Genomic DNA, 23143 nt, shown 5'->3' on the forward strand with positions numbered 1-23143 from the left:
GAGGGGACGATTGGCGGAGCAGTGGACACGAGGGCCTTGCTGCGGCTGATGGCCTGGCTTTCGCCGGCCTTTCCGATTGGCGGCTTCGCCTGGTCCGGCGGGCTGGAGCGTGCTGTCGAAGATGGGCTGGTCAGAAATGCCCAGGGTCTTGAGGACTGGCTGTCGACCGTGCTTCAGCATGGTTCGCTGTGGAACGATGCCGTGCTGTTCTGCGAAGCATGGCGCCAGGCCGATAAACAAGGCCCGCTTGCAGAGGTAGCGGCTCTCGGACTGGCGCTGGCGGGTTCGGCCGAGCGCTTCAACGAGACGCTGTCACTTGGAAAGGCTTTCATTGCTGCAGCTTCGGCATGGCCGCATCCGGTCTTCGAACGGCTTCCGGCCAATGTGCCATTTCCCGTGGCTGTCGGAGCAGTGGCTGCGGGTCATGGCTTGCCTTCTGCGCCGGCGCTTGCCGCATTCCTTCACGCAGCCGTATCGCAGGCCGTTTCGGCCGGAATCCGGCTGAGCGTTGCCGGTCAGGCGGAAGGGGTTGCGATCATTGCGAGGCTCGAAGCCCGGATAGAAGATCTTTCGCTCAGAGCGGCTTCAACCGGCCTCGAAGACTTGGGTGGCGCGGCCGTACAGGCCGAAATAGCGTCTCTTCGTCACGAAACGCAGCATTCCCGGCTTTTTCGATCCTGAAATGCCGGAATTGCATTGTCGTTGGGCAGTTTAGTTCAGGCGTCCTGTGCGATGAGAAGGATCTGGTCGTCAATCGCGTCTGCCAGCGACAGGACAACCTCGGTTCTGTCAAAGCCGTAGGATTCCAGCATTTTCAACATGCTGGAAAGAGCAGCCTCTGCCGCCTTGTGGCAGTCGTGTTGTTTTTCCAATACTTCAGATGTGGATGCAGTCGTTTGATAATCCATTCTGATTTCCCCGTTTCCCAGTTCAGGTAAGGTCTCAGCATGCGATATTAAATTGCAACTACAATACGTATTATGACGGTCTTATCTCGCTACCACAATTTGTGTAATGAGTTTTCTACAGGTATCTAGGGATATACTTAATTCACAAATCTGCGTTGAATGTTTACTTTTGTGATACCCGGCCGCTCGTGGCTGCCGACTGATGAAGCCGCAGGTGGGGCATCCACTTTCCGATTGCGCTGATTTCCCGCGGCATTATTGTGATCTCATCATACCGAAAGGACATTTCATGAAATCGGCAAACGGTCCCCTTCGTGTCGGCATCGGTGGGCCGGTTGGATCCGGCAAGACGCATTTGACGGAAAAACTCTGTAAGGCGATGCGGGACGAATTCTCCGTCGCGGTCGTTACCAACGATATTTACACCAAAGAGGATGCAGATGCGCTGGTGCGGATGCAGGCGCTTTCCTCGGATCGTATCGTGGGCGTCGAGACAGGTGGTTGTCCGCACACGGCGATCCGCGAAGATGCGACGATCAATCTCCAGGCGATTGCGGGTCTCAACGAACGTTTTCCGGATTTGGATGTCGTGTTCATCGAGTCTGGCGGAGACAATCTCGCAGCTACCTTCTCTCCGGATCTGGCGGACATCACGATCTATGTCATCTCCACTTGTCAGGGTGAGGAAATACCGCGCAAAGGCGGCCCTGGCATTACCCGATCTGATCTGCTGGTGATCAACAAGAAGGATCTGGCGCCTTATGTCGGCGTCGACATGGATGTGATGGACCGGGATGCCAGCCGCATGCGGGAAATGAAGCCTCATGTCTTCACCGACCTGAAACGCGGCGAGGGGGTCGGCCATATCGTGGAATTCCTGAAGGTCCAGGGCGGACTTTAAAGCCGGCCTATAACCGGAAAAGAAAAAGGCCGGCGGTCTAATGACCCGCCGGCCTCGCCTGTCGCCGGACACCCCTGTGGCAACAGGCCGCTGCGAAGGCTGCGTCGTCTCGCGCGCCTTCGAGCCTGTAGCAATTCCGCCTTTCTTCGAAACGCGAAACTGCTCAATGTTTTATGCTTCAGATATTTCTGAGCGCCTGAACGTCTCCGACCTGGATGATGCGTCCCCTGACTGTCACGCCGACGCGGCGCAGGCTGGAAAAGGCGCGAGAGAGCGCTTCCGGCGCAAGGCCGAGCATGCCGGCAAGCAGGCTCTTCTGGAATGGCAGGCGGATCGAGGCGGAGCCTCCGTCAACCGGGCAGCGGCTGAGGATGTAGTTGGCGACCCGCTGCGGTGCGGTGAAAAGACGGTCGTTGGCGATGCAATCCATCGTACCGACGAGATGCCGGGATATGGCGGCAATCAGTGCCTTGGCGATTTCTGGATCCTGCTGGGCAAGGTCACGCACGGCCTGCATGTCGAAGCGGGCGAGCGTTGCCGGCTCGGCCGTCTGGGCGTTGCAAAGATAAACGTTGTCGCTGAACAGAAGATGCTCTGCAAATGTGTCGCCCGGGGCGCAGACCATGATGTCGGCTTCGCGACCTTCACGGCTCAGCCGGAAAAGCCGGACATAACCGTTGAGAACGCAATAGAAGGCGTCGGCTGTTTCGCCTTCGCGCATCACGAATTTGCGGGCCGGAAGCGTGCTGATCGTCATCATGGACATCAGCCGGACAAGGGCACTGTTGCCCAGCCCTGCCAGAAACGGTGCCTTCATGAGCACTGCCCGGTCTCGATTGCTGAGTTTCAGACTGCTGTTCATCTCGCTATCTCTTCCCTTTTTTGCGAACACTGCCAAATCCTTGAGAAGCAGGATAGCGTGTGAGGCAAAGAGGGATTTGATACTGATCAATCAATCACGCAATTCGGAGCCTTGTCTGACAATCGGACCGGGGAGATTGCCTCCATCAGGCGTCATTCGGCTGCCATAGGTGGCAACCGAAGCACACGCTGGCCTGCCTGTGCTCCGGGGTGGGAGCCGGAAGCCGTTGTTTTCTCATTGTTTTCCAAGCGGTTTAGCCGTTCTTCCAACTCCGAAAGACTGCGACGATTTTGTCGGGTATGGTGGGCGACTTCTTCCGATGACATCAAATCCTCTTCTTCCTTCTTTCCGACGAAGCGGCCGAAGAGCTTGCCGAGCAGGCGCGACAGATCGTCCATGATGAGGAAGAAGGAGGGAACGACGAGAAGCGAGAGCACCGTCGAGACGATGATGCCGCCGATGACGGCGATCGCCATGGGCGCACGGAAGGAGCCGCCTTCGCCGACCCCCATGGCGGATGGCAGCATGCCGGCCGACATGGCGATCGAGGTCATGATGATCGGCCTTGCGCGCTTGCGGCCGGCCTCGACCATGGCGTGGACGCGCTCCAACCCGTGCCGCTTCATCTCGATCGCAAAATCGACGAGCAGGATGGCGTTCTTCGTGACGATGCCCATCAGCATCAGGATGCCGATGAGGACGGGCATGGAGAGCGCATTCTGTGTCGCGATCAGCGCCACTGCCACGCCGCCGATGGCGAGCGGCAGGGAGAATAGGATGGTGAAAGGCTGGATGACATCCTTGAACAACAGGATCAGGACGACGAGAACAAGCATCAGGCCCATCAGCATCGCATTGCCGAAGCTTTGCGTCATTTCGGCCTGGACCTTGGCGTCACCGCTTTCCGCCAGACGCACCGTCGGCGGTAGCTCAGTCTCGTCGACGATCCGCTTGAACTCGGCGGTTGAGGTGTCGAGCGCCGTGCCGAAGGGAACGTCGGAGCCGATCGCCACGACGCGGTTGCGGTCGTTACGCTTGATTGAGCTTGGACCTTCCGAATAGTCGATATCGGCAACGCTGTAGAGCGGCACCATCGTGCCGGACGATGTCTTGACCTTAAGATTGCGGATCGACTGCAGGTCGCGGCGCGTGTCGAGCGATGTCTGCACGCGGATCGGGATCTGGCGGCTGTCGAGCGAGATTTTTGCGAGGTTGGCGTCGATATCGCCAATCGTTGCGACGCGTACGGTTTCGGAGATCTGCTGCGGGGTGATGCCGAGGCGGGAGGCTTCTGCCATGCGCGGACGGATCTGCAGTTCGGGACGGGGCAGGGCGCCTTCCGACGAGACGTTGACCAGGATCGGCGAGGCTCGTAGCCTGGATTCCAACAGGCTCACGGCATTGTTCAGGTCTTCCTCGTTCGAAGAGAGGAAGTTGAACGAAAGTTCGCGTTCGGCCCGGTCGTTGACCTTGGAGATACGTACGTCGGGGATCGAGCGTACGGCGGCGAAGATATCCTTCTCCACATCCCATTGCGCGCGCGTGCGGCCATGTTCGGGCAGTTTGGGCAACAGGTCGCCGATCAGCGGGAGAGAGCCAAGGCCTTTGTTGACCAAGGTCTTCACCAGCGAATGGTCGATATTCTGCAGGATGATTCGGACGGTTGCCCGGCGCAGTTCGAGATCGCCCTTCGGCGAGGCGCCGCCCAGCGTGAAGACGCTTTCGACGCCGTCGATACCCTTCACCGCATCGTAGACGCTGGTGGAGACCGCATCCGTCTCTTCGAGCGTCGCGTTCGGCGGCAGTTCGAGAGACAGGACCACGCGGGAACTGTCATCCGGCGGCAGAAAGCTGCCCGGCACCTTGCTCAGAAGGAACAGCGAACCGCCCAGGAATGCAACAGCTGCGACCATGGTCGCGTAACGCCAGTACCATTTTCGGGTCGTGGCGGTGACGACGCGGGTATAGGCCTTCATCAGCCTTCCGTCGTTGTCTTGGTGGTCGTCTTCGCGCCCGTCTTCGGCGCGCATCAGATAGGCGGCCATCAGCGGTGTGATCAGGCGCGCCACCGCGAGTGAGAAGAACACCGAGAAGGCGACGGTCAGGCCGAACTGGATGAAATATTGGCCCGGAATGCCGGGCATGAAGGAGACGGGGACGAAGACGGCGATGATGGTGAAGCTGGTGGCGATCACCGCAAGGCCGATTTCGTCGGCCGCCTCAAGCGCCGCCCGATAGGGCGTCTTGCCCATCTTGATATGGCGGGCAATGTTCTCGATCTCGACGATCGCGTCGTCGACGAGGATACCTGTTGCCAATGTCAAAGCGAGGAACGAGACGAGGTTCAGCGAGAACCCCATCATGTGCATGATCCAGAAGGTCGGAATGGCGGACAGCGGGAGGGCGACTGCCGCAATCAAGGTCGCACGCCAGTTTCGCAGGAAAAGGAAGACGACGATGACGGCGAGGATCGAACCTTCCATCAGCGTGTGCAGCGCCGCCTCGTAATTGCCATAGGTGAAATAGACCGAGTCATCGACCATCTCGATCGTGACATCGGGATGCGCCTTGCGGATGCCGTCCAGGCCTTCGGCAACGGTTTCCGCCACAGAGACTTCGCTTGCACCCTTGGCGCGGAAGACGGCGAAGGTGACCGACGGCGTGCCGTTGAAGCGCGAGAAGGATTTCTGCTCCTCATAGGTATCGGTCACCCGCCCGAGTTCTGAGAGTTTTACGAAGCGGCCGTTCGAGAGCGCGATGTTGGTATCGGCAAGTTGCTGGACATTGCGAGCGTCGCCGAGCGTGCGGATCGTCTGCTCGTTGCCGGCGACCTGACCCCGGCCCGAGCCGAGATCGACATTGGTGCCCTTGATCTGCGTATTCACGTCTGCCGCGGTGATGCCGTAGGCGTCGAGCTTTGCCGGGTTGAGGGCGACGCGCACTTCCCGGTCCGCCCCGCCGTAGCGGTCGATACGACCGATACCGGGCTTGCCCTGAAGGTCGCGGGTGATCGTGTCGTCGACGAACCAGGACAGCTCCTCCAGCGTCATGTTGGGCGAGGAGACGGCGAAGGTCTGGATCGCCTGTCCTTCGACATCGACCTTGGTGACGATCGGTTCCTCGATGCCGGCAGGCAGGTCGCTGCGGATCTTGTCGATCTGGTCCTTGGTGTCCTGCACCGCCTCTTCTGTGGGCTTTTCGATGCGGAAGACGATCGTCGTGAGCGACTGGCCGTCGGTCACGGTCGACTGGATCTCGTCGATGCCGCTGATCGAGGCGACTGCGTCCTCGATCTCCTTCGTCACCTGCATTTCGAGTTCAGCCGGTGATGCGCCGCTCTGAACCACCGTCACAGAGACGACGGGAACGTCGATATTCGGGAAACGGGTGATCGGCAGGGCGAAGAAGGATTGCAGGCCGACATAGAGCAGCAGGCCGAAGGCAAGCAGGGGAGCGATCGGGTTGCGGATAGACCAGGCGGAAAAGTTCATTGCGAAGCCTCCGTGCCCTTGGTGGCTGCCGCCTTTTCCGGAACCGGTGCGATATGATCGCCGTCTCGGACGAAAGCGCCGGCCTTGGCGACGACGACATCGCCGGGCTGCAGGCCGTTCAAGACCTGAATGAAGCCGCCGTCCTGGAAGCCGATTTCGATCTTGACCTGCTTGACGACGCCGCCTTCCACCTTGCGGGCAAAGGACCCTTCGCGGCCTGTCGTTACGGCGGAGAGCGGAAGGGCGAGCGTATCTGCCTGATTCACGACGATTGCCGCGCGCCCATACATGCCGGCGCGCGCGCCGCTATCGGGGTCGATCTCGATATGGACGAGGCCGAGCCTGGTTGTCTGGTCGACAGTCGGGGAGACCAGCCGCACACGGCCCTCGATCTCCCGCTGGCCGCCGGCGACGGTCACCAGTGCCTTCTGACCGAGTTTGACCTTCTGAATGTCGGATTCGGAGATGTCGGCAACCAGCTCGATCGCGCCGTCCTTGATGATGGTGAAAAGCGGATCGCCGTTGCCGGACGCGATGGCGCCGACCTTGGCATTCTTTGCCGAGATGACACCGGCAACGGGCGCCTTTACGCCGGTGCGGGCGAGCTGCAGTTCGACATCGGCAAGCTGGGCGTCAATGACGTGGACATCGGCTTCTCCCACCGTCACCGCCTGGCGGGCGGCATTCAGCCGGGCGCGTGCGACATCGACCTGGGCATTCGCCTGTTCAAGCTGAGAGACCGTGCTCGTGCCGCTCTCGTTGAGCTTTTTCGTGCGGTCGCGTTGTTTGACTGCGTCATCGAGGTTTGCTTCGGCCTCGATCACCTGAGCCTGGTATTGCGCGACCGATGCTTCGGCCTTGGCCTTGTTTGCCTGATACTGGCTCTTCTGGAGCAGCAACGCATCGTCGTTCAGGGTGGCCAGAACCGCGTTGGCTTCGACCTCGTCGGAGACATCAACATTGATCGTCTTCACCGAGAGGCCCTCGACAAGCGGCTGCACGTAGATCTCGTCTATGGGACGTATGGTGCCGGTTGCGATGATCCGGTCTGTCAGCGATTTCTTCAAGGCCTCGGTCACGATGATCGACGGGAGCTTTGCTTCCGCGGCGGCAGGCTGGCCGGTTTGCTGTGCCGCAAGCGGTGAGGCTGCGACGGAGGAAAGCAGCAGAACGAGGGCGGGGATCGATTTCGACAAGCTATGCGGCATGCGGCAAATCCACTGTTTGGAGGAACGGGCATGCGCCGACCATCGGCATCCCTCGAGTCATACTTCCTCCCTGTATGACGCGGGACCAAAGCTTCATCCGACACTTCTTTCTGGTTCAACCGAAAAAAGTCGGCGTCGGCTTCGGCAGCTACCTTTACGTGTTCATTCTCAGACGATCAATCCATGCAGGCAGTGACGGGTTGACATGTCCTGATGGCAAAAAAATGCCCGACTAGGAAGCCGGGCAGGAAGAAGTATCAGAGACTTTTGTTGCTGGATTATTTCAGCATGATTTCATCATTATTTCAGGGCTGCGCTAGTGATATCGGCCGTGTAGGCCCCTTCCGGGGCCTTGCTGATGATCTTCTGGTCGGTCAGCGCCTTCACCGTGCGTTCGTAAGTCGCCATGTCGAGCTTGCCATCGCCGATCAGCTTGGCGACTTCGCCCATCATCCGTTTCTGGTGGTTTTCGTCCTGGCCGCCATTTTCCATCACGATCTCGGCGGCTTCATCCGGATTGTCGATGGCGTATTTCCAGCCCTTCATCGAGGCACGGACGAACTTAACCATGTTCTCCTTGAACTTTTCGTCCTTCAGCTTGGTATCGAGGACATAAAGCCCGTCTTCCAGGAGATCGTTGCCGAGCGCCGTGTAGTTGAAGACGACAAGGTCGTTCGCCTTGAAACCGGCATCGATTGCCTGCCAATATTCGTTATAGGTCATGACCGAGATACAGTTTGCCTGTTTCTGGACGAGCGGCTGCACGTCGAAGCTCTGTTTCAGCACGGTCACGCCATCCGTGCCGCCTTCGGTCTTCAAGCCCAGCTTGTTCATCCAGGCGAAGAACGGATATTCGTTGCCGAAGAACCAGACGCCGAGCGTCTTGCCTTTGAAGTCGGCTTCGGTCTTTACCGGGCCGTCCTTGGGGCAGATCAGTTCGAGGCCGGACTTCTGGAACGGCTGGGCGATGTTGATCAGCGGTACGCCCTTTTCACGGGCGACCAGTGCGCCGCCCATCCAGTCGACGATGACATCTGCGCCGCCGCCGGCAATCACCTGTTCCGGTGCGATATCCGGGCCGCCCGGCTTGATCGTGACGTCGAGGCCTTCTTCCTCGTAGAACCCCTTGTCCTTGGCGACGAAATATCCGCCGAACTGGCCCTGAGCCACCCATTTCAGCTGCAGCGTCAGTTTGTCTGCGGCCATTGCTTGGGCCGCCGAAAGCGCCACGGTGGTTCCGATTGCGCCGGCCATCAATGCCTTCATGATCTTTTTCATTGCTGCTACCCTCTCTTTTCCGCCCTTGCGATGTTACGCCAAGCGGTTCGTTGCGCCTAACCCCCACGGTTAGACGGATGCCAGAATGTCAGTGCCCGCTCTCCCAGCGCGACCACACCATAAAAGATCGATCCGACAATCGCTGCAACCGTGATTTCGGCCCAGACCATGTCGACATTCATGCGACCGATTTCGGTTGAGATACGGAAGCCCATGCCGACGATCGGCGTGCCGAAGAATTCCGCAACGATCGCGCCGATCAGCGCCAGCGTCGAATTGATCTTGAGCGCGTTGAAGATGAAGGGCATGGCAGCGGGAAGCCTGAGCTTTGTCAGCGTCTGCCAGTAATCCGATGCGTAGGAGCGCATCAGGTCGCGTTCCATCGAGCCTGCTGCACTTAAGCCGGCGATGGTGTTCACCAGCATGGGGAAAAAGGTCATGACGATGACGACGGCAGCCTTGGACTGCCAGTCGAAGCCGAACCACATGACCATGATCGGCGCGACACCGATGATCGGCAGCGCCGACATGAGATTGGCGATCGGCAACAAGCCGCGGCGGAAAAACGCGATGCGATCGGCAAGGATCGCTACCGCAAAGCCGGATGCGCAGCCGACAAGATAACCGAAGATGACGGCCTTGAAGACGGTCTGCTGCACATCCGCCCAGAGCGTCGGGATAGACGACGCAAACCGGGCGCCGATGGCGGATGGCGGTGGCAGGATGATGAAGGGGATGCCAAGCCCGCGGGTTGCCGCTTCCCAGAGGATGAGGATCCAGGCGCCGAAGATTGCCGGGATGATGAGGCGTAGGAGGCTGTCTATCGCCCTGGAGCGAATCCGGAGTTCGGAGAGGATGCTGACGCAGCGCCAAGCCAGCAGCCAGTTGGCCGCGAGGATGAGGAAGAAGGCCGTAGAGGCCATTCCCTCGTTTCCGGCAAGGCGTGAGATCAGCAGACCGGTAGAGAAATGAGCGCAGACGAGGAGGGTCACTGCGACGAAGACGGGCGGCAGGGAAAGGAGGGAGACGACGGTTGCGCCGATCGTCAGGACGAAGATGGAGAACATCCGGATCGGCTTGTAGGCAATCGGTGCTTCGGCTGAGAGGAGGGGCAAGGTTGCCAGTGCCGCAAGGATAAGGGCGAGTGCCAACCAGGATTGCCAGGAGCGTTTCAGGATCGTCATGCCTGCCTCCTTTCCGGCTTTGCACCCATCGCCCGTTCAACGAGCTTGCCGATCAGTGCGACGATGGCGACCAGAAGGGCTGCAAGCACCGAGCCTGCTATCAGGGCTGCCCAGATGTCTATCGTCTGGCTGTAATAGGCGCCGGCGAGCAGTTTGGAGCCGATGCCTGCCACAGCCCCTGTCGGCAGTTCGCCGACAATCGCGCCGACGAGGCTGGCTGCGATCGCCACTTTCATCGAGGTGAACAGGAAAGGCACGGAGGCGGGGACGCGAAGCTTCCAGAACGTCAGGGCGACGCTGGCATTATAGGTGCGCATCAGGTCGAGCTGAATGAGTTCCGGCGAGCGCAGGCCCTTCACCATGCCGACCGCGACGGGGAAGAAGGAAAGATAGGTCGAGATCAGCGCCTTGGGCAGAAGGCCTGTGATGTTGACCGCGCCGAGCACGACGATGACCATCGGGGCGATGGCGAGGATCGGTACCATTTGCGAGGCGATGATCCAGGGCATCAGGCTGCGATCCAGCGCCTTTACATGGACGATGCCGACGGCAATCAGGATGCCGAGAAGCGTGCCTAGCGTGAAGCCAACGGCGGTGGACGATAGCGTGACCCAGGCGTGGTAGACGAGGCTGCGGTTGGAGGTGACCTTTCTGAGAAACGTGTTTTCGAAGACGTTCGAGGCGACCTGATGCGGAGCCGGCAAGGTCGGCTTCGGTTGCGACATCGTCTTTTCGAGGAATTCGATCGCCGTCGAGGTGACGTTGGCGCGGCGGTCGAGATCGCGCTGGAATGGCGCGTTCATGAAATAGGCGCCGACATACCAGATGGCAATGATGACAAGCACGATCACCGTGACGGGCATGATCCGGTGCTGGATGAGGTGTTCCCGTCCCATCAGCTTTTCGCTCCGACCGGAAACAGCATCAGCACCATGGCGACGACGCCGAGGCCAACGCCCGCAAGCTGGGTGGCGGTCAGGCGTTCACCGAAAATGGCGAAAGCGATGACATTGATCAGCAGCAGCTGGGCAATCGCCGATGCAGAGATCGCCAGCCCCAGTCCGCCTTCACGCATCAGCTTCACCATCATCAGGTTGCCGACACAGTAGAGCGAAAGCGACAGGAGCAGAAGGAGCATGTTGCTGGAGGTGATGTAGGCGCGAGAGGCGGTGGCGGCCGCGAGGAAGGTTGCCATGGCGCCGCTGAGCCAGAGGAGGAAGGTAGGGGTCATGGGGCTGCTCCCGTCAGATATATTATGCTGCCGATTGTGTTCTTGCCCCGAACCTTACCCCCCTCTGCCCTGCCGGGCATCTCCCCCACAAGGGGGGAGATCGGCTGGGCTTTCACTCGCCACTCCATCGGAATCCTTTGAATACCGCGCGGTGTCGTTTTGGGGCAGTGAGCCCGCCGCTTGTGATCTCCCCCCTTGTGGCGAAGATGCCCGGCAGGGCAGAGGGGGGTATCTCTCGCTGACGTGCGGGAAAGATCACTCCTCATAACTATGCCCCGCTCTCAAACCTTCCCGGACCCTATGGGCAATCGCGAGAAACTCCGGTGTCTCGCGGATTTCCAGCGGGCGGTCTTTTGGCAGTGTCGAGGTGATGACATCCGTTACCCGGCCTGGGCGGGGGGACATGACGACGATCTTGGTCGACAGGTAGACGGCTTCGGGGATCGAGTGGGTGACGAAGCAGATCGTCTTTTCCGTGCGTGCCCAGAGTTTCAGAAGCTGTTCGTTCAAATGGTCGCGAACGATTTCGTCCAGTGCGCCAAAAGGTTCGTCCATCAGCAGGAGATCGGCGTCGAAGGCCAGAGCTCTCGCGATCGAGGCGCGTTGCTGCATGCCGCCGGAGAGCTGCCACGGGTATTTTTTGCCGAAGCCTGCAAGATTGACGAGATCGAGGGTGCGGTCAATGCGTTCCTTCCGCTGCGCTGCCGAGTAATTCATGATCTCCAGCGGCAGCGCGATATTCTTTTCGATCGTGCGCCAGGGATAAAGCGCCGGTGCCTGGAAGACATAGCCATAGGACCGCGACTTTCGGGCGTTTTCCGGCGTCATGCCGTTGACGGTGATTTCGCCCGAAGTGGCGCTTTCGAGATCGGCGATGACGCGCAGGAATGTCGTCTTGCCGCAGCCGGACGGGCCGATGAAGGAGACGAAATCGCCCCGCTTCACCTCCAGATCGACATCGGACAGAGCATGGACCGGCCCGTCGCTCGTCTCGAAAGTCAGGCCGAGTTTTTTCGCGGAAACGACGGAGAAATTGTTCTCAGCCATGTCACGATCACACCCCGCTTGCCGGGATCCCCGTTCGTTCGACCTTGCGCGGTGCGGTTAGGTCCTTCCAGGTGGAGAGCGCCTTGCTGACCGCCGGATAGGGCTCGCGGGCGACGAACTGGCCGTGGCCTTCGCGGCTCCTGATCGTACCCTCCTCGACGACGACGACACCGCGCGACAGCGTGTAGCGCGGCAGGCCGGTGACTTGCTTGCCCTCGAAGACGTTGTAATCGATCGCCGACTGCTGGGTTTTGGCCGAGATCGTCTTCGACTTTTTCGGATCGAGTACGACAAGATCGGCATCGGCACCGACGAGGATCGCGCCCTTTCTCGGGTAGAGATTGAGGATTTTCGCGATATTGGTCGAGGTGACGGCGACGAATTCGTTCATGGTGATGCGGCCGGTGGCGACGCCGTAGGTCCAAAGCATCGGCAGGCGATCTTCCAGACCGCCTGTGCCGTTCGGGATCTTTCTGAAATCGCCGACGCCATAGCGTTTCTGGTCGGTGGTGAAGGCGCAATGGTCGGTCGCGACACATTGCAGCGAACCGGAGGCGAGGCCGGCCCAGAGTGAGTCCTGATGCTGCTTGTTGCGGAAGGGAGGCGACATGACGCGGCGGGCAGAGTGATCCCAATCCTTGTCGAAATATTCGCTTTCATCGAGCGTCAGGTGCTGGATCAGCGGTTCGCCATAGACCCGCATGCCATTCTGGCGCGCCCGACGGATCGCCTCATGCGCCTGTTCGCAGGAGGTATGGACGACATAGAGCGGCACGCCTGCCATGTCGGCGATGATGATGGCGCGGTTTGTGGCTTCGCCCTCGACGGAAGCGGGGCGTGAATAGGCGTGGGCTTCCGGGCCGTTATTGCCTTCGTCCATCAATTTCTGCTGCATGGCGGCAACGACATCGCCGTTTTCGGCATGGACGAGGGGCAGCGCGCCAAGCTCGGCGCAGCGCGAGAACGAGGCGAACATCTCGTCATCGTTGACCATCAGCGAGCCCTTGTAGGCCATGAAGTGCTTGAAGGTGTTGATGCCTTTTTCCTGAACGACGGTCTGCATCTCGTTGAAGACCTGCTCGCTCCACCAGGTGACTGCCATATGGAAGGAATAGTCGCAGTGCGCGCGGGTCGCCTTGTTGTCCCAGCGCTTCAGGGCATCCAGCATGGACTGGCCGGGATCGGGAAGACAGAAATCGACCACCATGGTCGTGCCGCCGGCAAGGGCTGCGCGGGTGCCGCTATCGAAATCGTCGGCGGAATAGGTGCCCATGAAGGGCATTTCGAGGTGAACATGCGGATCGATGCCGCCCGGCATGACATAGCAGCCGGTGGCGTCGAGCGTTTCGTCGCCCGCAAGGTCCGGGCCGATCTCGACGATCTTTCCGCCGTCTATCTTCAAATCCGCCTTGTAGGTCAGGTCGGCGGTAACGATGGTTCCGTTCTTGACTACTGTGGCCATGGTTGTTCCCCTTATCGTGTGCCGCAGTCAATCGCCCGAGATCGAGGACCTCAGGGACTGAACATCTCGGGTGGTGATCGTTTTATTTTCGGTTTCGATGCGAAGAAGGCGCTCATTGCGCAGCCTCCCGCTGTTTGAGATCCTTCGTCATGAACAGGCTGTGCGGATTTTCCTCGTAATCCGCAAACGGGCCACAAGATTGGTAGCCGAGCGCTTCGTACAGCCGAACGGCTTCGACATTCAGCGGGCCGGTTTCGAGATAGAGACGGATGACATTGCGCGAAGCTGCCTGCATCTCGAGTTCGGCCATAATCTTCCGGCCGATGCCGTGGCCGCGTGCATCATCATGGACGAAGATGCGTTTCAGTTCGGCACTGCCATCCGTGAACCATTTGATGCCGCCACAGCCGACCGCCTTGCCGTCCAGTCTTGCGACCAGGAAGGAAATGTCGGGCTGGCACAATGCGTCGAGATCCACGGCGAAATTGCCTTCGGGCGGATAAAGCGATGCCATGTAGTCGTCGGAAAGCCCGATCAGGGCGGCGACGTCACGCTGTTTCGGCTGCTCAATGGCAATCGTGACGGTCACTCGACGATCTCCGCCGTCTCGACAACCGCGTGGAAGAGCACGTCGCAGCCGGCGGCGGCCCAGTCCTTCGAGATTTCCTCGGCCTCGTTATGCGACAGTCCGTCGACGCAGGGGCAGAAGATCATCGTGGTCGGGGCAAGCTTTGCAGCCCAGCAAGCGTCGTGGCCGGCGCCGGAAATGATGTCCATGTGGCTGTAGCCGAGCTTTTCGGCCGCACCGCGCACGCGACCGACCAGCGTCGGGTCGAAGGTGACCGGATCAAAATGGCCGACTGCTTCGACCGAGCAGCCGACGCCGAGGGCTTCGCAGACTTCCGTCGCTGCTGCCTCGATCTTTGCGCGCATGCGGTCGAGCTTTTCCTGGCTCGGCGTGCGCAGGTCGACGGTGAAGACGACCTTGCCGGGGAGGACATTGCGGGAGTTCGGGGTGAAAAAGGCCTGGCCGACGCCTGCGACAGCGCCGGGCTGTTCGGCCATGGCGATCTCCTGCACCTTCTCCATGATACGGCCAAAGGCGAGGCCGGCGTTGACGCGCATCGCCATCGGGGTGGAGCCGGTATGGGCTTCCTTGCCGGTTAGCGTGAATTCCAGCCACCAAAGGCCCTGACAATGGGTGACCACGCCGATCTGCTTGTCTTCAGCTTCGAGGATCGGGCCCTGTTCGATATGATATTCGAAATAGGCGTGCATCTTTCGGGCGCCGACTTCCTCATCGCCCAGCCAGCCGATGCGCTTCAGCTCATCACCATAGGTCTTGCCTTCGGGATCCTTGCGACCATAGGCATAATCGATCGTATGGACGCCGGCAAAAACGCCGGATGCGAGCATGGCAGGCGCAAAACGCGCGCCTTCCTCGTTTGCCCAATTGGTGACGACGATCGGGTGTTTCGTCTTGATGCCGAGGTCGTTTATCGAGCGGACGACTTCAAGACCGGCCAGAACGCCGAGCACGCCGTCGAACTTGCCTCCGGTCGGCTGGGTGTCGAGATGGGAGCCGATATAGACGGGCAGGGCATCCGGGTCAGAGCCGGGGCGGGTGGCGAACATCGTGCCCATCTTGTCGACGCCGACCGTCATGCCGGCCGCTTCACACCAGCGCTGGAAAAGGTGGCGGCCTTCGCCATCGGCATCCGTCAGGGTCTGACGATTGTTGCCGCCGGCAATGCCGGGACCGATCTTTGCCATATCCATCAACATGTCCCAGAGACGGTCGCCGTTGACGCGCAAGTTCTCGCCCGGTGCTGCCACCATTTTGAAATTCCTTATCTGTTTATGCTCTGCTGACCGGCAGCAAATCTGTTCGTTCCCATGGGCCTCATCCGGTCTTGAATCCGGAAGATCGGCATTGCGTTTGAGCCGCTTGTCGCCGATAATTTAACCGCTTGGTAAAAGCTTACAATTTCCCCAGCAGCACTCAAGCTGAAAATCGTCCCACTTCAGATGTTTTGAAGAATTTGGCGATGGGGACCCACGATGGCAGCCACAGGGACACAATACTGAATGGCCATTTCCAGAGCGGCGAAGACACAGCGGCGCACGCGTATCCAGGAGGAGAAGGAAGAGCTGATCCTCGAGGCGGCTCTCGACGTGTTTTCGCAGAACGGTTTTCGCGGCTCGACGATCGACCAGATCGCCGAGGCGGCCGGCATGTCGAAGCCCAATCTTCTTTATTATTTCCGTACCAAGGAAGCAATCCACCGGCAGTTGATCGACCGGGTTCTGACCACATGGCTGGAGCCGCTCAGGGTGTTTGACGCGGATGGCGACCCGGAAAGCGAGATCCGCTCCTATATTCGTCGCAAGCTGGAAATGGCGCGCGACTTTCCCCGCGAGAGCCGGCTGTTCGCCAATGAAATCCTGCAGGGCGCGCCGCGGATCGAGGATGAGCTGAAAGGGCCGTTGAAAGCGCTGGTGGACGAAAAGGCCGGTGTGATCCGTGCCTGGTCGCGTGCCGGCAAGATCGCCAGATGCGACCCCTATCATCTGATCTTCTCGATCTGGTCGACGACACAGCATTATGCCGACTTCGATGTACAGGTAAGGGCGGTGCTGGGCCAGGCGCATTCCGGCGAGGGGCGGTTCGAGGATGCTGCGAGGTTTCTGGAGCAGTTGTTCATGGATGGGTTGCGGGTGCGGTAGTCTGCAATCTCCGTCACCACCAAAAACGAAAACGCCGGCTTGAAGCCGGCGTTTCCGTTTATCCTTGGGAGGACTTTTATTAGGCAGCAGCCGACTTTGCGGTCGGTACTTCCGAGATCGTCTTCAGAACCTGGGAAGCGATCTGGTAAGGGCAGCCCTGGGAGTTCGGACGACGGTCTTCGAGGTAGCCCTTGTAGCCGTTGTTGACGAAGGAATGCGGAACGCGGATCGAAGCGCCACGGTCAGCAACGCCGTAGGAGAACTTGTTCCACGGAGCGGTTTCGTGCTTGCCGGTCAGACGCAGATGGTTGTCCGGGCCGTAAACGTCGATGTGGTCCTGCAGGTTCGTTTCGAACTGAGCCATGAGGGCTTCGAAATATTCCTTGCCGCCAACTTCGCGCATGTACTTGGTCGAGAAGTTGCAGTGCATGCCCGAGCCGTTCCAGTCGGTGTCGCCGAGCGGCTTGCAGTGGAATTCAACGTCGATGCCGTACTGTTCGCAAAGGCGGAGCAGGAGGTAACGAGCCATCCAGATCTGGTCGGCGGCGCGCTTGGAGCCCTTGCCGAAAATCTGGAATTCCCACTGGCCCTTGGCCACTTCGGCATTGATGCCTTCGTGGTTGATGCCGGCTTCGAGGCACAGATCGAGATGCTCTTCAACGATTTCGCGAGCAACCGAGCCGACGTTCTTGTAACCGACGCCCGTGTAATAAGGACCCTGCGGAGCCGGGTAACCCTGTTCCGGGAAGCCGAGCGGACGGCCGTCCTGGTAGAAGAAATATTCCTGTTCGAAACCGAACCAGGCATCTTCGTCGTCGAGGATGGTTGCACGGCTGTTGGACGAATGCGGAGTGACGCCATCCGGCATCATGACTTCGCACATGACGAGCGCGCCGTTGGTGCGGGCCGGATCCGGGTAGATTGCGACAGGCTTCAGGACGCAATCAGACGAACGGCCTTCGGCCTGCATCGTTGAGGAACCGTCAAAGCCCCAAAGCGGAAGCTGCTCGAGCGTCGGGAAAGAATCGAATTCCTTGATCTGCGTCTTGCCGCGCAGGTTCGGGACGGGAGTGTAGCCGTCCAGCCAGATGTACTCGAGCTTATACTTGGTCATGTTTTGTCTCTCAGGCCGTAGTGTTCATCGTTGAGCCAATCCGAGGACGCCTTTCATCAAGGTCAGCATCCCGGGCTTAAACAAATGAATGCATGCTGCGTGCCAGTTTGCGCCTGCGTGAGCCGGCGGCGATGAAAAAAATGTCACTGCCGCTCAAATGGGCCGTTTTCGATAAGCCGTCTTGTTTGGATTTGCTTAATAAACAAGCCGAATTCGAAGATAGACTCCCTCATCCGGAACTCAGGAGGGTGCGTCAACGTTTATTCGGGTTAACGGCGTGCGGCGTTGTGCAAAGTTATTTGATTACAATCTCCGCTGGCGGAAATCATCGGAATGATGTAAAATGCAGCAATTGGATTAAATAATAGGCAGAATATGTGCCTGTCCAATGTGATGCAGTCTTTCAGGAGGCGATTGATGGCAGGCATCCATCGTGAAACAGCAAAAATTTATGAGTTTCCCCTGATGCAGCGGAGACGTCTCGATAACGGGCTGACAGCGCCGGCTTCTTCCAAGGAGGTGATTTTCTCCGTGGTGGATACTTGCTGGTATCACGGCGAGGCCATTCGTGAGGATGAGCACGCGCACGACACGCCCAAACCCTGCTGACCCGGATTTCCAAAGTGTTCGAAGCCACCCGCTCGCGGGTGGCTGATCAGAAGCCGAAGAGCTTCAGTGCGGCATAGCCGAAGGCTGCGATGAAAATCCAGCCGAATGCGCCCAGCGCCAGCGGTCGCCATCCCTCAGCACGCAGTTTGCCGATATTTGCCTGCAGTCCCATTGCAGCAAGCGCCATGGACAGCAGGAAGTTGGTCAGCATCACGATGTGGCGGCTCATGTCGGCCGGGATAGAAACAGCACTATTCACCAGCATCATCGCAATAAAGCCCAGGACGAACCACGGCATGGGTGTCGAGACGCGCTGGCCTTCGCCCGTGTCTGCGCCTGCGTCCGAACGCATCGCGATCGCCAGCGTCATGATCAGCGGCGCGAGCAGGACGACGCGTGTCAGCTTGGAAATCGTGCCGAACTGGCCGGCCACATCACCCGCCTGAAACGATGCCGCGACGACCTGCGCAACTTCGTGAATGGTTGCGCCCGACCAGAGGCCATAGGCGCGTTCGTCCAGACCTAGCGGTACGGCCAGCAGCGGGTAGGCGATCATCGAAATCGAACCGAAGAGGGTGACGCAGGCCACGGCATAAGCGACATGTTCCTGCCTGCCGCGCACGACGGTATTGGCGGCGATGACGGCCGATGCGCCACAGACCGAGGTTCCGGCCGCAATCAGATCCGTCAATTGACGGTCGACGCCCATCAGCCTGCCGGCCAGGCGCATTGCGAGGAAAGTCGCCACCAGCGTCAGCGTCACCATGATGAGGGCCGAGCCGCCGAGCGACAGGATCTGGGTTACCGTGACCTGCAGGCCAAGCAGAATGATGCCTGCTCTCAAGATGCGCTTCAGCGAGAACTGGATGCCGGTTTCGACGATCTGCGGCAGGGCGATGGTATTGCGGATAAGCATGCCGAGGATGATGGAGAGAATGAGCGGACTGAGGGCCATCCAGCCGGTTGCGGACCTGATCGCCAGCGCTACTGCAGCGGTCGTTGCCGTCAGCGCAAGACCGGGCAGAAGCGGCTTCAGTCCGGATAGCGATGAGTAAGGGCGTTCTGCCCAATCTGAAAACGACATCGATAAAATTCCACAAAATCACGGGATTCTCGAATGTCATTCTCCATTTCGTAAAAGAACAAATCCAACTCATAAGTTTTGTGGTATTGTTCGATAAAATCGAATGGTTTGCTGATGACGCTGGAACAATTGAAGATATTTCTGGAGGTTGCGCGGCTTGAGCATGTGACGCGCGCAGCAGAAACGCTCCATCTCACGCAGTCGGCTGTAAGTGCCGCGATCTCGGCGCTGGAAGCCCGCCATGGCGTTATTCTGTTCAACCGGGTCGGACGGCGTATCGGACTAACGGAAGCGGGCCGTCTTTTCGTCGATGAGGCGCGGGCGGTGATGGAGCGGGTGCGGGCGGCCGAGCTGGCGCTTGCCGATCTCGGTGGCTCTGCTTCCGGCGTTCTGCGCGTCCATGCTAGCCAGACGGTGGCGAGCTATTGGCTTCCCTCCCGGCTGGTTGCCTATCACGAGCGTTTTCCGCGCGTCGACCTGCGGCTGATCGTCGGCAATACGCAGGGTGCCGTTGAGGCGGTAGTGAGAGGTGAGGCGGATCTTGCCGTGGTCGAGGGGGAGGTCGTGGTTCCTGACCTGCAGCGCTCGACCGTGGCGGAGGATCGACTTGTGCTCGTCGTCGGCCGTCGCCATGCCTGGGCGGATGGGCGAAAACTTGTGGCGAGTGATCTTCTGGAAACCAACTGGATCATGCGCGAAGCCGGGTCGGGAACGAGAGCCGCCTTCGAGAGCCAGCTTTCTAGCCTCGGTCTCGATCCGCAGGCGCTTTCCGTCGTGCTTGAAATGCCGTCAAACGAGGCGGCGATGGCGGCGGTGGAGGCGGGGCTTTCTGCGACCGTGCTTTCCAGCCGTGCAACGCAGTTTCACTCGATGGCCGGGCGGCTGCATGTGGTGGATTTTCCCATGCCGCTACGGCGATTTTCCGCCGCCTATCATTCCGAGCGGCATGTGACGCGCGCTTTGCGCTCGATGCTGGATCTTCTCGATGAGGATTTTGGAGACGAGGGGCTGGCAGGCGTCGCCGGCGCCGGATGATACAAAAATGGCCCCGTCCTTGAAAAAAGACGAGGCCGTGCAATGTCGGTAGTCTCGGTGGATCTTGTTTAGATCATCGGCTTGCCGACCGGCAGCACGTCACGGCCGAAGGCGTCCTTGTAAATCTGGTGCGCCATGACATAGAGCGCCAGCGCGCCGCAGACCATCAGTTCGTAACCGGCGATGACGTTGAAGACATGCGGTCCGAAATGGCCGATGACGAGCAGAACGAAGCCGATGAACAGGGTGATGAAGACCAGGCCGAGGCCAGTGCTGGCGCGCATCGCGCCGGGGGTCATGATGGCGGTATAGATTGCCCAGATGACTAGGAACCAGCCGAGATCGGTTTCGCTGACTGCGAAGAGGCCCATCGCATTGCCGATCTGGATCAGGCAAAGGGCGATCCAGAAGCAGCCATAGGCGGTGAATGCGCTATAGCCGAAATTGTTGCCGATCTTGCCTTCATGCAGGCCGGCGATCAGCTGGGCCAGGCCGCCGAAGATCAGGCCCATCCAGATGACCGGTCCAAGCGATGCCCAGCCGACATTGTGGAACTGAAGGACAATGGTGGTCATGCCGAAGCCGGCGAGGCCGACGACGGCGGGATTGCCGTGGCCGCCATGCGAGGCTGCCGCGTGTTCGGTTGGTGTTGCTGTGCTGGTGGAGGACGGAGGGACGTTCGCGTTCATCTGAGATCCATGGTTGGGGTGGCTGTGTTCAACATGCTGCCACCCTCCTCATGTGTGCAGCGCGCATTAGGGTGCGCTGACTAGCGCGGCGTTTGCCGAGTGAGAGTGATCTCGATCAAGTGCGGCGGTTGGTCTCATCCGATAGTTGTCTTTTGCAATTTCTGTTGGCGGCTGGTGCTATGGAGGATGTGGTTTGCCACAACGAAAAAAGCCCGGCATTGCCGGGCTTTCTCATGTCTGATGCGTGATGCCGTCAGGCTGCGTAGCGCATGCCGCGAGCGGGGGCGGCTTCCGCGCCGCCGAGCTTGAAGCTCGACAGGATCTGCTGCAACTGGCGGCTTTCCTCTGCGAGCGTTTCGCTGGCTGCAGTGGTCTCTTCGACCATGGCCGCGTTCTTCTGGGTCATCTGGTCCATGTGGTTGACCGAGGAATTGATCTCGGCGAGCGCCGTTGCCTGTTCGCGGGCGGCAGTTGCGATCGATTCCACATGCTCGTTGACCTTGTTGACGAGGCCTTCGATCTCAAGCAGCGCGTCGCCGGTCGAACGGACGAGCGACACGCCGCCTTCGACTTCGGCAGCAGACGCGCTGATCAGGGTCTTGATTTCCTTGGCGGCGTTTGCAGAGCGCTGTGCCAGTTCACGGACTTCCTGTGCGACGACGGCAAAGCCACGACCGGCTTCACCGGCACGGGCAGCCTCGACGCCGGCATTGAGCGCGAGCAGGTTGGTCTGGAAGGCGATTTCGTCGATCACGCCGATGATCTGGCTGATCTTGCTGGATGAATCCTCGATGCGGCCCATGGCGGTGACGGCCGAGCGGACGATGTCGCCGGACTTCGTGGCGCTCTGCTTGGTGGCATGCACCATGTCGCGGGCCTCAGTGGCGCGGGAAGATGCGGCGCGGACGGTCGCGGTGATCTCGTCGAGAGCGGCTGCGGTCTCTTCAAGTGCGGCTGCCTGCTGTTCCGTGCGCTTCGACAGATCGTTAGCGGCCGACGACAGTTCGGCGGAGTTGTTGTTGATCGTGCCGGCTGCGCCGCGGACATTGTTCATCGTGCCGCGCAGGCGCACCATCGTATTATTGACGTTGGTCTGCAGTTCGGCGAACGCGCCCTGGAACTGGCCGTTCATGCTTTGCGTCAGGTCGGCATCGGCGAGCGCGGCGATAACGCGGCGGACTTCGGTGGTGGCGGCGTCGACGCTTCCGACCAACTCATTGACGCCCGAGGCGAAGCGGTTGAGATCTTCGTTCTGGTAGTCCTTGGAGATGCGGCCGGAGAAATCGCCGGCGACGGCGGAGGCAACGACGGTGGAGATGCTCGACTGCAGGTCGCTGCTGTTGCGATGCAGGGCGGCTTCCTGGGCCTTGAGTTCGTTCATGGCGAGCGCATTGGTGCGGAAGACTTCGACCGCGCGGGCCATCTCGCCGATCTCGTCCTTGCGGGCGGCATCAATCTTGAGGTTGTCGAGTTCGCCATTGGCGAGGCGGGTCATGGCCTGGGTCAGCGAACGGATCGGGCTGACGATGCCGCGGGTCGCAACCATCAGGCTGATTGCAGCGCCGATGACGATGAAGATGATGGCGGAGATTGCCGAAATCAGGATGGCGGTCGTCGAGGAGGCGACGGCGGCTTCGCGCGCTTCGGCCAGCGACTTGCCGGAATAGGTGCTGTAGACCTTGACCGTGTCCGTGACGGCCTTCTGGCCATCCAGTGCGGCCTTCAGTCCGCCGGTGATCGCGGCCGTATCTGCCGGGTTCTTTTCGGCGATATCGACCATGCCGCGGATCGAAGTGAAATAGCTGTCGAGAGCGCCGCGGATCGCCTTCAGCTGATCCTTTTCGGCGGCATCGGCGGTGGCTTCGATCTTTGGCAGGCGGGCGAGCATTTCGCCGGCGCGTTTTTCGGCATCCGCGCGAAAATCCTTCGCCTTGTCCGGCGCTGCCGCCAGCTGGTAGGTCATGCGGCTGATGGCAATGATATCGACGCGCAGGTCCATCGCCTCGCGGGCGACTTCCTCGCGGGCGCCGACGGAAATCATTGCTTTCTGAAGGCCGAACAGGCCAGACGCCGCAACGCCCGCAATAATCAGGGAAGAAAGGCCCATCACGACGGTGACTAGACCGAGTTTCTTCGAAATAGCCATATCTCGAAATGCCATAATGCACACCATTTAGTTTGCCCAACACATCAGCTCGCTGCCGTCTTACGAGACGTGTCAGGATGCCGCGCTAAAATATTGTCAGGGTTGAACTAATTGTGAGTTAAAATGCTCCCGATGCTGCATTATTTGCTTGCAGGCTCATTATGCTG

The 23143-nt window shown here is 59.8% G+C and carries 22 protein-coding genes; 6 read left to right on the forward strand and 16 right to left on the reverse strand.

The features are described from left to right. The first annotated feature begins 48 nt into the window (after positions 1-48). Positions 49-681: an urease accessory protein UreF gene (locus GGE33_RS03210; protein WP_183822302.1), complete on the forward strand. Its 633-nt coding sequence runs from the start codon at positions 49-51 to the stop codon at positions 679-681. A gap of 35 nt (positions 682-716) precedes the next feature. On the opposite strand, the gene GGE33_RS03215 is transcribed toward GGE33_RS03210, so the two are convergent. Beyond that, the gene (locus GGE33_RS03215) at positions 717-908 is read right to left on the reverse strand and encodes a hypothetical protein (RefSeq protein WP_183821209.1); all 192 of its coding nucleotides are present in this window, start codon (positions 906-908) and stop codon (positions 717-719) included. A 289-nt stretch (positions 909-1197) separates the two neighbouring features. On the opposite strand from GGE33_RS03215, the gene ureG reads away from it, so the two are divergent. Continuing rightward, positions 1198-1809 (forward strand): urease accessory protein UreG, encoded by a 612-nt coding sequence (gene ureG, locus GGE33_RS03220; protein WP_148145792.1) that lies wholly within the window; start codon positions 1198-1200, stop codon positions 1807-1809. Between the two features lie 178 nt (positions 1810-1987). On the opposite strand, the gene GGE33_RS03225 is transcribed toward ureG, so the two are convergent. From GGE33_RS03225 to GGE33_RS03275, 11 genes are all read right to left on the reverse strand, one after another. Then, entirely contained in the window at positions 1988-2671 is a 684-nt protein-coding gene (locus GGE33_RS03225; protein WP_183821210.1) for a Crp/Fnr family transcriptional regulator, read from the reverse strand. A 152-nt stretch (positions 2672-2823) separates the two neighbouring features. Next, positions 2824-6162, reverse strand: coding sequence for an efflux RND transporter permease subunit (locus GGE33_RS03230; protein ID WP_183821211.1), 3339 nt, complete (start codon positions 6160-6162; stop codon positions 2824-2826). Continuing rightward, the gene (locus tag GGE33_RS03235) at positions 6159-7370 is read right to left on the reverse strand and encodes an efflux RND transporter periplasmic adaptor subunit (protein WP_183821212.1); all 1212 of its coding nucleotides are present in this window, start codon (positions 7368-7370) and stop codon (positions 6159-6161) included. The genes GGE33_RS03230 and GGE33_RS03235 overlap by 4 nt, the downstream gene beginning before the upstream one ends. 300 nt (positions 7371-7670) lie before the next feature. Further along, positions 7671-8648 (reverse strand): ABC transporter substrate-binding protein, encoded by a 978-nt coding sequence (locus GGE33_RS03240; RefSeq protein ID WP_148145788.1) that lies wholly within the window; start codon positions 8646-8648, stop codon positions 7671-7673. A 56-nt stretch (positions 8649-8704) separates the two neighbouring features. After that, a complete protein-coding gene (locus tag GGE33_RS03245; protein ID WP_148145787.1) occupies positions 8705-9832 on the reverse strand; it encodes an ABC transporter permease in 1128 nt (375 codons plus the stop codon). After that, entirely contained in the window at positions 9829-10728 is a 900-nt protein-coding gene (locus GGE33_RS03250; protein WP_183821213.1) for an ABC transporter permease, read from the reverse strand. The genes GGE33_RS03245 and GGE33_RS03250 overlap by 4 nt, the downstream gene beginning before the upstream one ends. Continuing rightward, positions 10728-11063 carry a hypothetical protein gene (locus tag GGE33_RS03255; protein WP_183821214.1) on the reverse strand — a complete coding sequence of 112 codons (336 nt, stop codon included), beginning with the start codon at positions 11061-11063 and terminating at the stop codon, positions 10728-10730. The genes GGE33_RS03250 and GGE33_RS03255 overlap by 1 nt, the downstream gene beginning before the upstream one ends. Before the next feature lie 255 nt (positions 11064-11318). Next, complete coding sequence (locus GGE33_RS03260) at positions 11319-12110, reverse strand: ABC transporter ATP-binding protein (RefSeq protein ID WP_183821215.1); 792 nt, start codon at positions 12108-12110, stop codon at positions 11319-11321. Between the two features lie 7 nt (positions 12111-12117). Continuing rightward, the gene (gene hydA / locus GGE33_RS03265; RefSeq protein ID WP_183821216.1) at positions 12118-13572 is read right to left on the reverse strand and encodes a dihydropyrimidinase; all 1455 of its coding nucleotides are present in this window, start codon (positions 13570-13572) and stop codon (positions 12118-12120) included. 112 nt (positions 13573-13684) lie between these two features. After that, positions 13685-14161 carry a GNAT family N-acetyltransferase gene (locus GGE33_RS03270; RefSeq protein WP_183821217.1) on the reverse strand — a complete coding sequence of 159 codons (477 nt, stop codon included), beginning with the start codon at positions 14159-14161 and terminating at the stop codon, positions 13685-13687. Beyond that, positions 14158-15411, reverse strand: coding sequence for a Zn-dependent hydrolase (locus tag GGE33_RS03275; RefSeq protein ID WP_210303561.1), 1254 nt, complete (start codon positions 15409-15411; stop codon positions 14158-14160). The genes GGE33_RS03270 and GGE33_RS03275 overlap by 4 nt, the downstream gene beginning before the upstream one ends. 249 nt (positions 15412-15660) lie before the next feature. Between GGE33_RS03275 and GGE33_RS03280 the strand changes: the two genes are divergently transcribed. After that, the gene (locus tag GGE33_RS03280; protein WP_183821218.1) at positions 15661-16299 is read left to right on the forward strand and encodes a TetR family transcriptional regulator C-terminal domain-containing protein; all 639 of its coding nucleotides are present in this window, start codon (positions 15661-15663) and stop codon (positions 16297-16299) included. A 79-nt stretch (positions 16300-16378) separates the two neighbouring features. Here GGE33_RS03280 and GGE33_RS03285 read toward each other — a convergent pair whose 3' ends face one another. After that, positions 16379-17413, reverse strand: coding sequence for a glutamine synthetase beta-grasp domain-containing protein (locus tag GGE33_RS03285; RefSeq protein ID WP_148145780.1), 1035 nt, complete (start codon positions 17411-17413; stop codon positions 16379-16381). Between the two features lie 92 nt (positions 17414-17505). Between GGE33_RS03285 and GGE33_RS03290 the strand changes: the two genes are divergently transcribed. Next, complete coding sequence (locus GGE33_RS03290) at positions 17506-17778, forward strand: hypothetical protein (RefSeq protein ID WP_183821219.1); 273 nt, start codon at positions 17506-17508, stop codon at positions 17776-17778. 52 nt (positions 17779-17830) lie between these two features. Further along, positions 17831-18022, forward strand: coding sequence for a DUF2735 domain-containing protein (locus tag GGE33_RS03295; RefSeq protein WP_183685231.1), 192 nt, complete (start codon positions 17831-17833; stop codon positions 18020-18022). 46 nt (positions 18023-18068) lie between these two features. On the opposite strand, the gene GGE33_RS03300 is transcribed toward GGE33_RS03295, so the two are convergent. Next, the gene (locus GGE33_RS03300; protein ID WP_183821220.1) at positions 18069-19106 is read right to left on the reverse strand and encodes a YeiH family protein; all 1038 of its coding nucleotides are present in this window, start codon (positions 19104-19106) and stop codon (positions 18069-18071) included. Positions 19107-19220: 114 nt separating this feature from the next. Between GGE33_RS03300 and GGE33_RS03305 the strand changes: the two genes are divergently transcribed. Next, positions 19221-20141 (forward strand): LysR family transcriptional regulator, encoded by a 921-nt coding sequence (locus GGE33_RS03305; RefSeq protein ID WP_183821221.1) that lies wholly within the window; start codon positions 19221-19223, stop codon positions 20139-20141. A 68-nt stretch (positions 20142-20209) separates the two neighbouring features. Here GGE33_RS03305 and GGE33_RS03310 read toward each other — a convergent pair whose 3' ends face one another. Beyond that, entirely contained in the window at positions 20210-20830 is a 621-nt protein-coding gene (locus GGE33_RS03310) for an acetate uptake transporter (RefSeq protein WP_148145775.1), read from the reverse strand. A 253-nt stretch (positions 20831-21083) separates the two neighbouring features. Then, a complete protein-coding gene (locus tag GGE33_RS03315; RefSeq protein ID WP_148145774.1) occupies positions 21084-22991 on the reverse strand; it encodes a methyl-accepting chemotaxis protein in 1908 nt (635 codons plus the stop codon). Between the last annotated feature and the right edge of the window lie 152 nt (positions 22992-23143).

It is taken from the genome of Aliirhizobium cellulosilyticum (assembly GCF_014198105.1).
GTDB classification, from domain to species: domain Bacteria; phylum Pseudomonadota; class Alphaproteobacteria; order Rhizobiales; family Rhizobiaceae; genus Neorhizobium; species Neorhizobium cellulosilyticum.

Coding starts and splice junctions, on each gene's coding strand:
- GGE33_RS03210 (WP_183822302.1), top strand. CDS start 49: ATGGCCTGGCTTTCGCCGGCCTTTCCGATTGGCGGCTTCGCCTGGTCC.
- GGE33_RS03215 (WP_183821209.1), bottom strand. CDS start 908: ATGGATTATCAAACGACTGCATCCACATCTGAAGTATTGGAAAAACAA.
- ureG (WP_148145792.1), top strand. CDS start 1,198: ATGAAATCGGCAAACGGTCCCCTTCGTGTCGGCATCGGTGGGCCGGTT.
- GGE33_RS03225 (WP_183821210.1), bottom strand. CDS start 2,671: ATGAACAGCAGTCTGAAACTCAGCAATCGAGACCGGGCAGTGCTCATG.
- GGE33_RS03230 (WP_183821211.1), bottom strand. CDS start 6,162: ATGAACTTTTCCGCCTGGTCTATCCGCAACCCGATCGCTCCCCTGCTT.
- GGE33_RS03235 (WP_183821212.1), bottom strand. CDS start 7,370: ATGCCGCATAGCTTGTCGAAATCGATCCCCGCCCTCGTTCTGCTGCTT.
- GGE33_RS03240 (WP_148145788.1), bottom strand. CDS start 8,648: ATGAAAAAGATCATGAAGGCATTGATGGCCGGCGCAATCGGAACCACC.
- GGE33_RS03245 (WP_148145787.1), bottom strand. CDS start 9,832: ATGACGATCCTGAAACGCTCCTGGCAATCCTGGTTGGCACTCGCCCTT.
- GGE33_RS03250 (WP_183821213.1), bottom strand. CDS start 10,728: ATGGGACGGGAACACCTCATCCAGCACCGGATCATGCCCGTCACGGTG.
- GGE33_RS03255 (WP_183821214.1), bottom strand. CDS start 11,063: ATGACCCCTACCTTCCTCCTCTGGCTCAGCGGCGCCATGGCAACCTTC.
- GGE33_RS03260 (WP_183821215.1), bottom strand. CDS start 12,110: ATGGCTGAGAACAATTTCTCCGTCGTTTCCGCGAAAAAACTCGGCCTG.
- hydA (WP_183821216.1), bottom strand. CDS start 13,572: ATGGCCACAGTAGTCAAGAACGGAACCATCGTTACCGCCGACCTGACC.
- GGE33_RS03275 (WP_210303561.1), bottom strand. CDS start 15,411: ATGGTGGCAGCACCGGGCGAGAACTTGCGCGTCAACGGCGACCGTCTC.
- GGE33_RS03280 (WP_183821218.1), top strand. CDS start 15,661: ATGGCCATTTCCAGAGCGGCGAAGACACAGCGGCGCACGCGTATCCAG.
- GGE33_RS03285 (WP_148145780.1), bottom strand. CDS start 17,413: ATGACCAAGTATAAGCTCGAGTACATCTGGCTGGACGGCTACACTCCC.
- GGE33_RS03290 (WP_183821219.1), top strand. CDS start 17,506: ATGCTGCGTGCCAGTTTGCGCCTGCGTGAGCCGGCGGCGATGAAAAAA.
- GGE33_RS03295 (WP_183685231.1), top strand. CDS start 17,831: ATGGCAGGCATCCATCGTGAAACAGCAAAAATTTATGAGTTTCCCCTG.
- GGE33_RS03300 (WP_183821220.1), bottom strand. CDS start 19,106: ATGTCGTTTTCAGATTGGGCAGAACGCCCTTACTCATCGCTATCCGGA.
- GGE33_RS03305 (WP_183821221.1), top strand. CDS start 19,221: ATGACGCTGGAACAATTGAAGATATTTCTGGAGGTTGCGCGGCTTGAG.
- GGE33_RS03310 (WP_148145775.1), bottom strand. CDS start 20,830: ATGAACGCGAACGTCCCTCCGTCCTCCACCAGCACAGCAACACCAACC.
- GGE33_RS03315 (WP_148145774.1), bottom strand. CDS start 22,991: ATGGCATTTCGAGATATGGCTATTTCGAAGAAACTCGGTCTAGTCACC.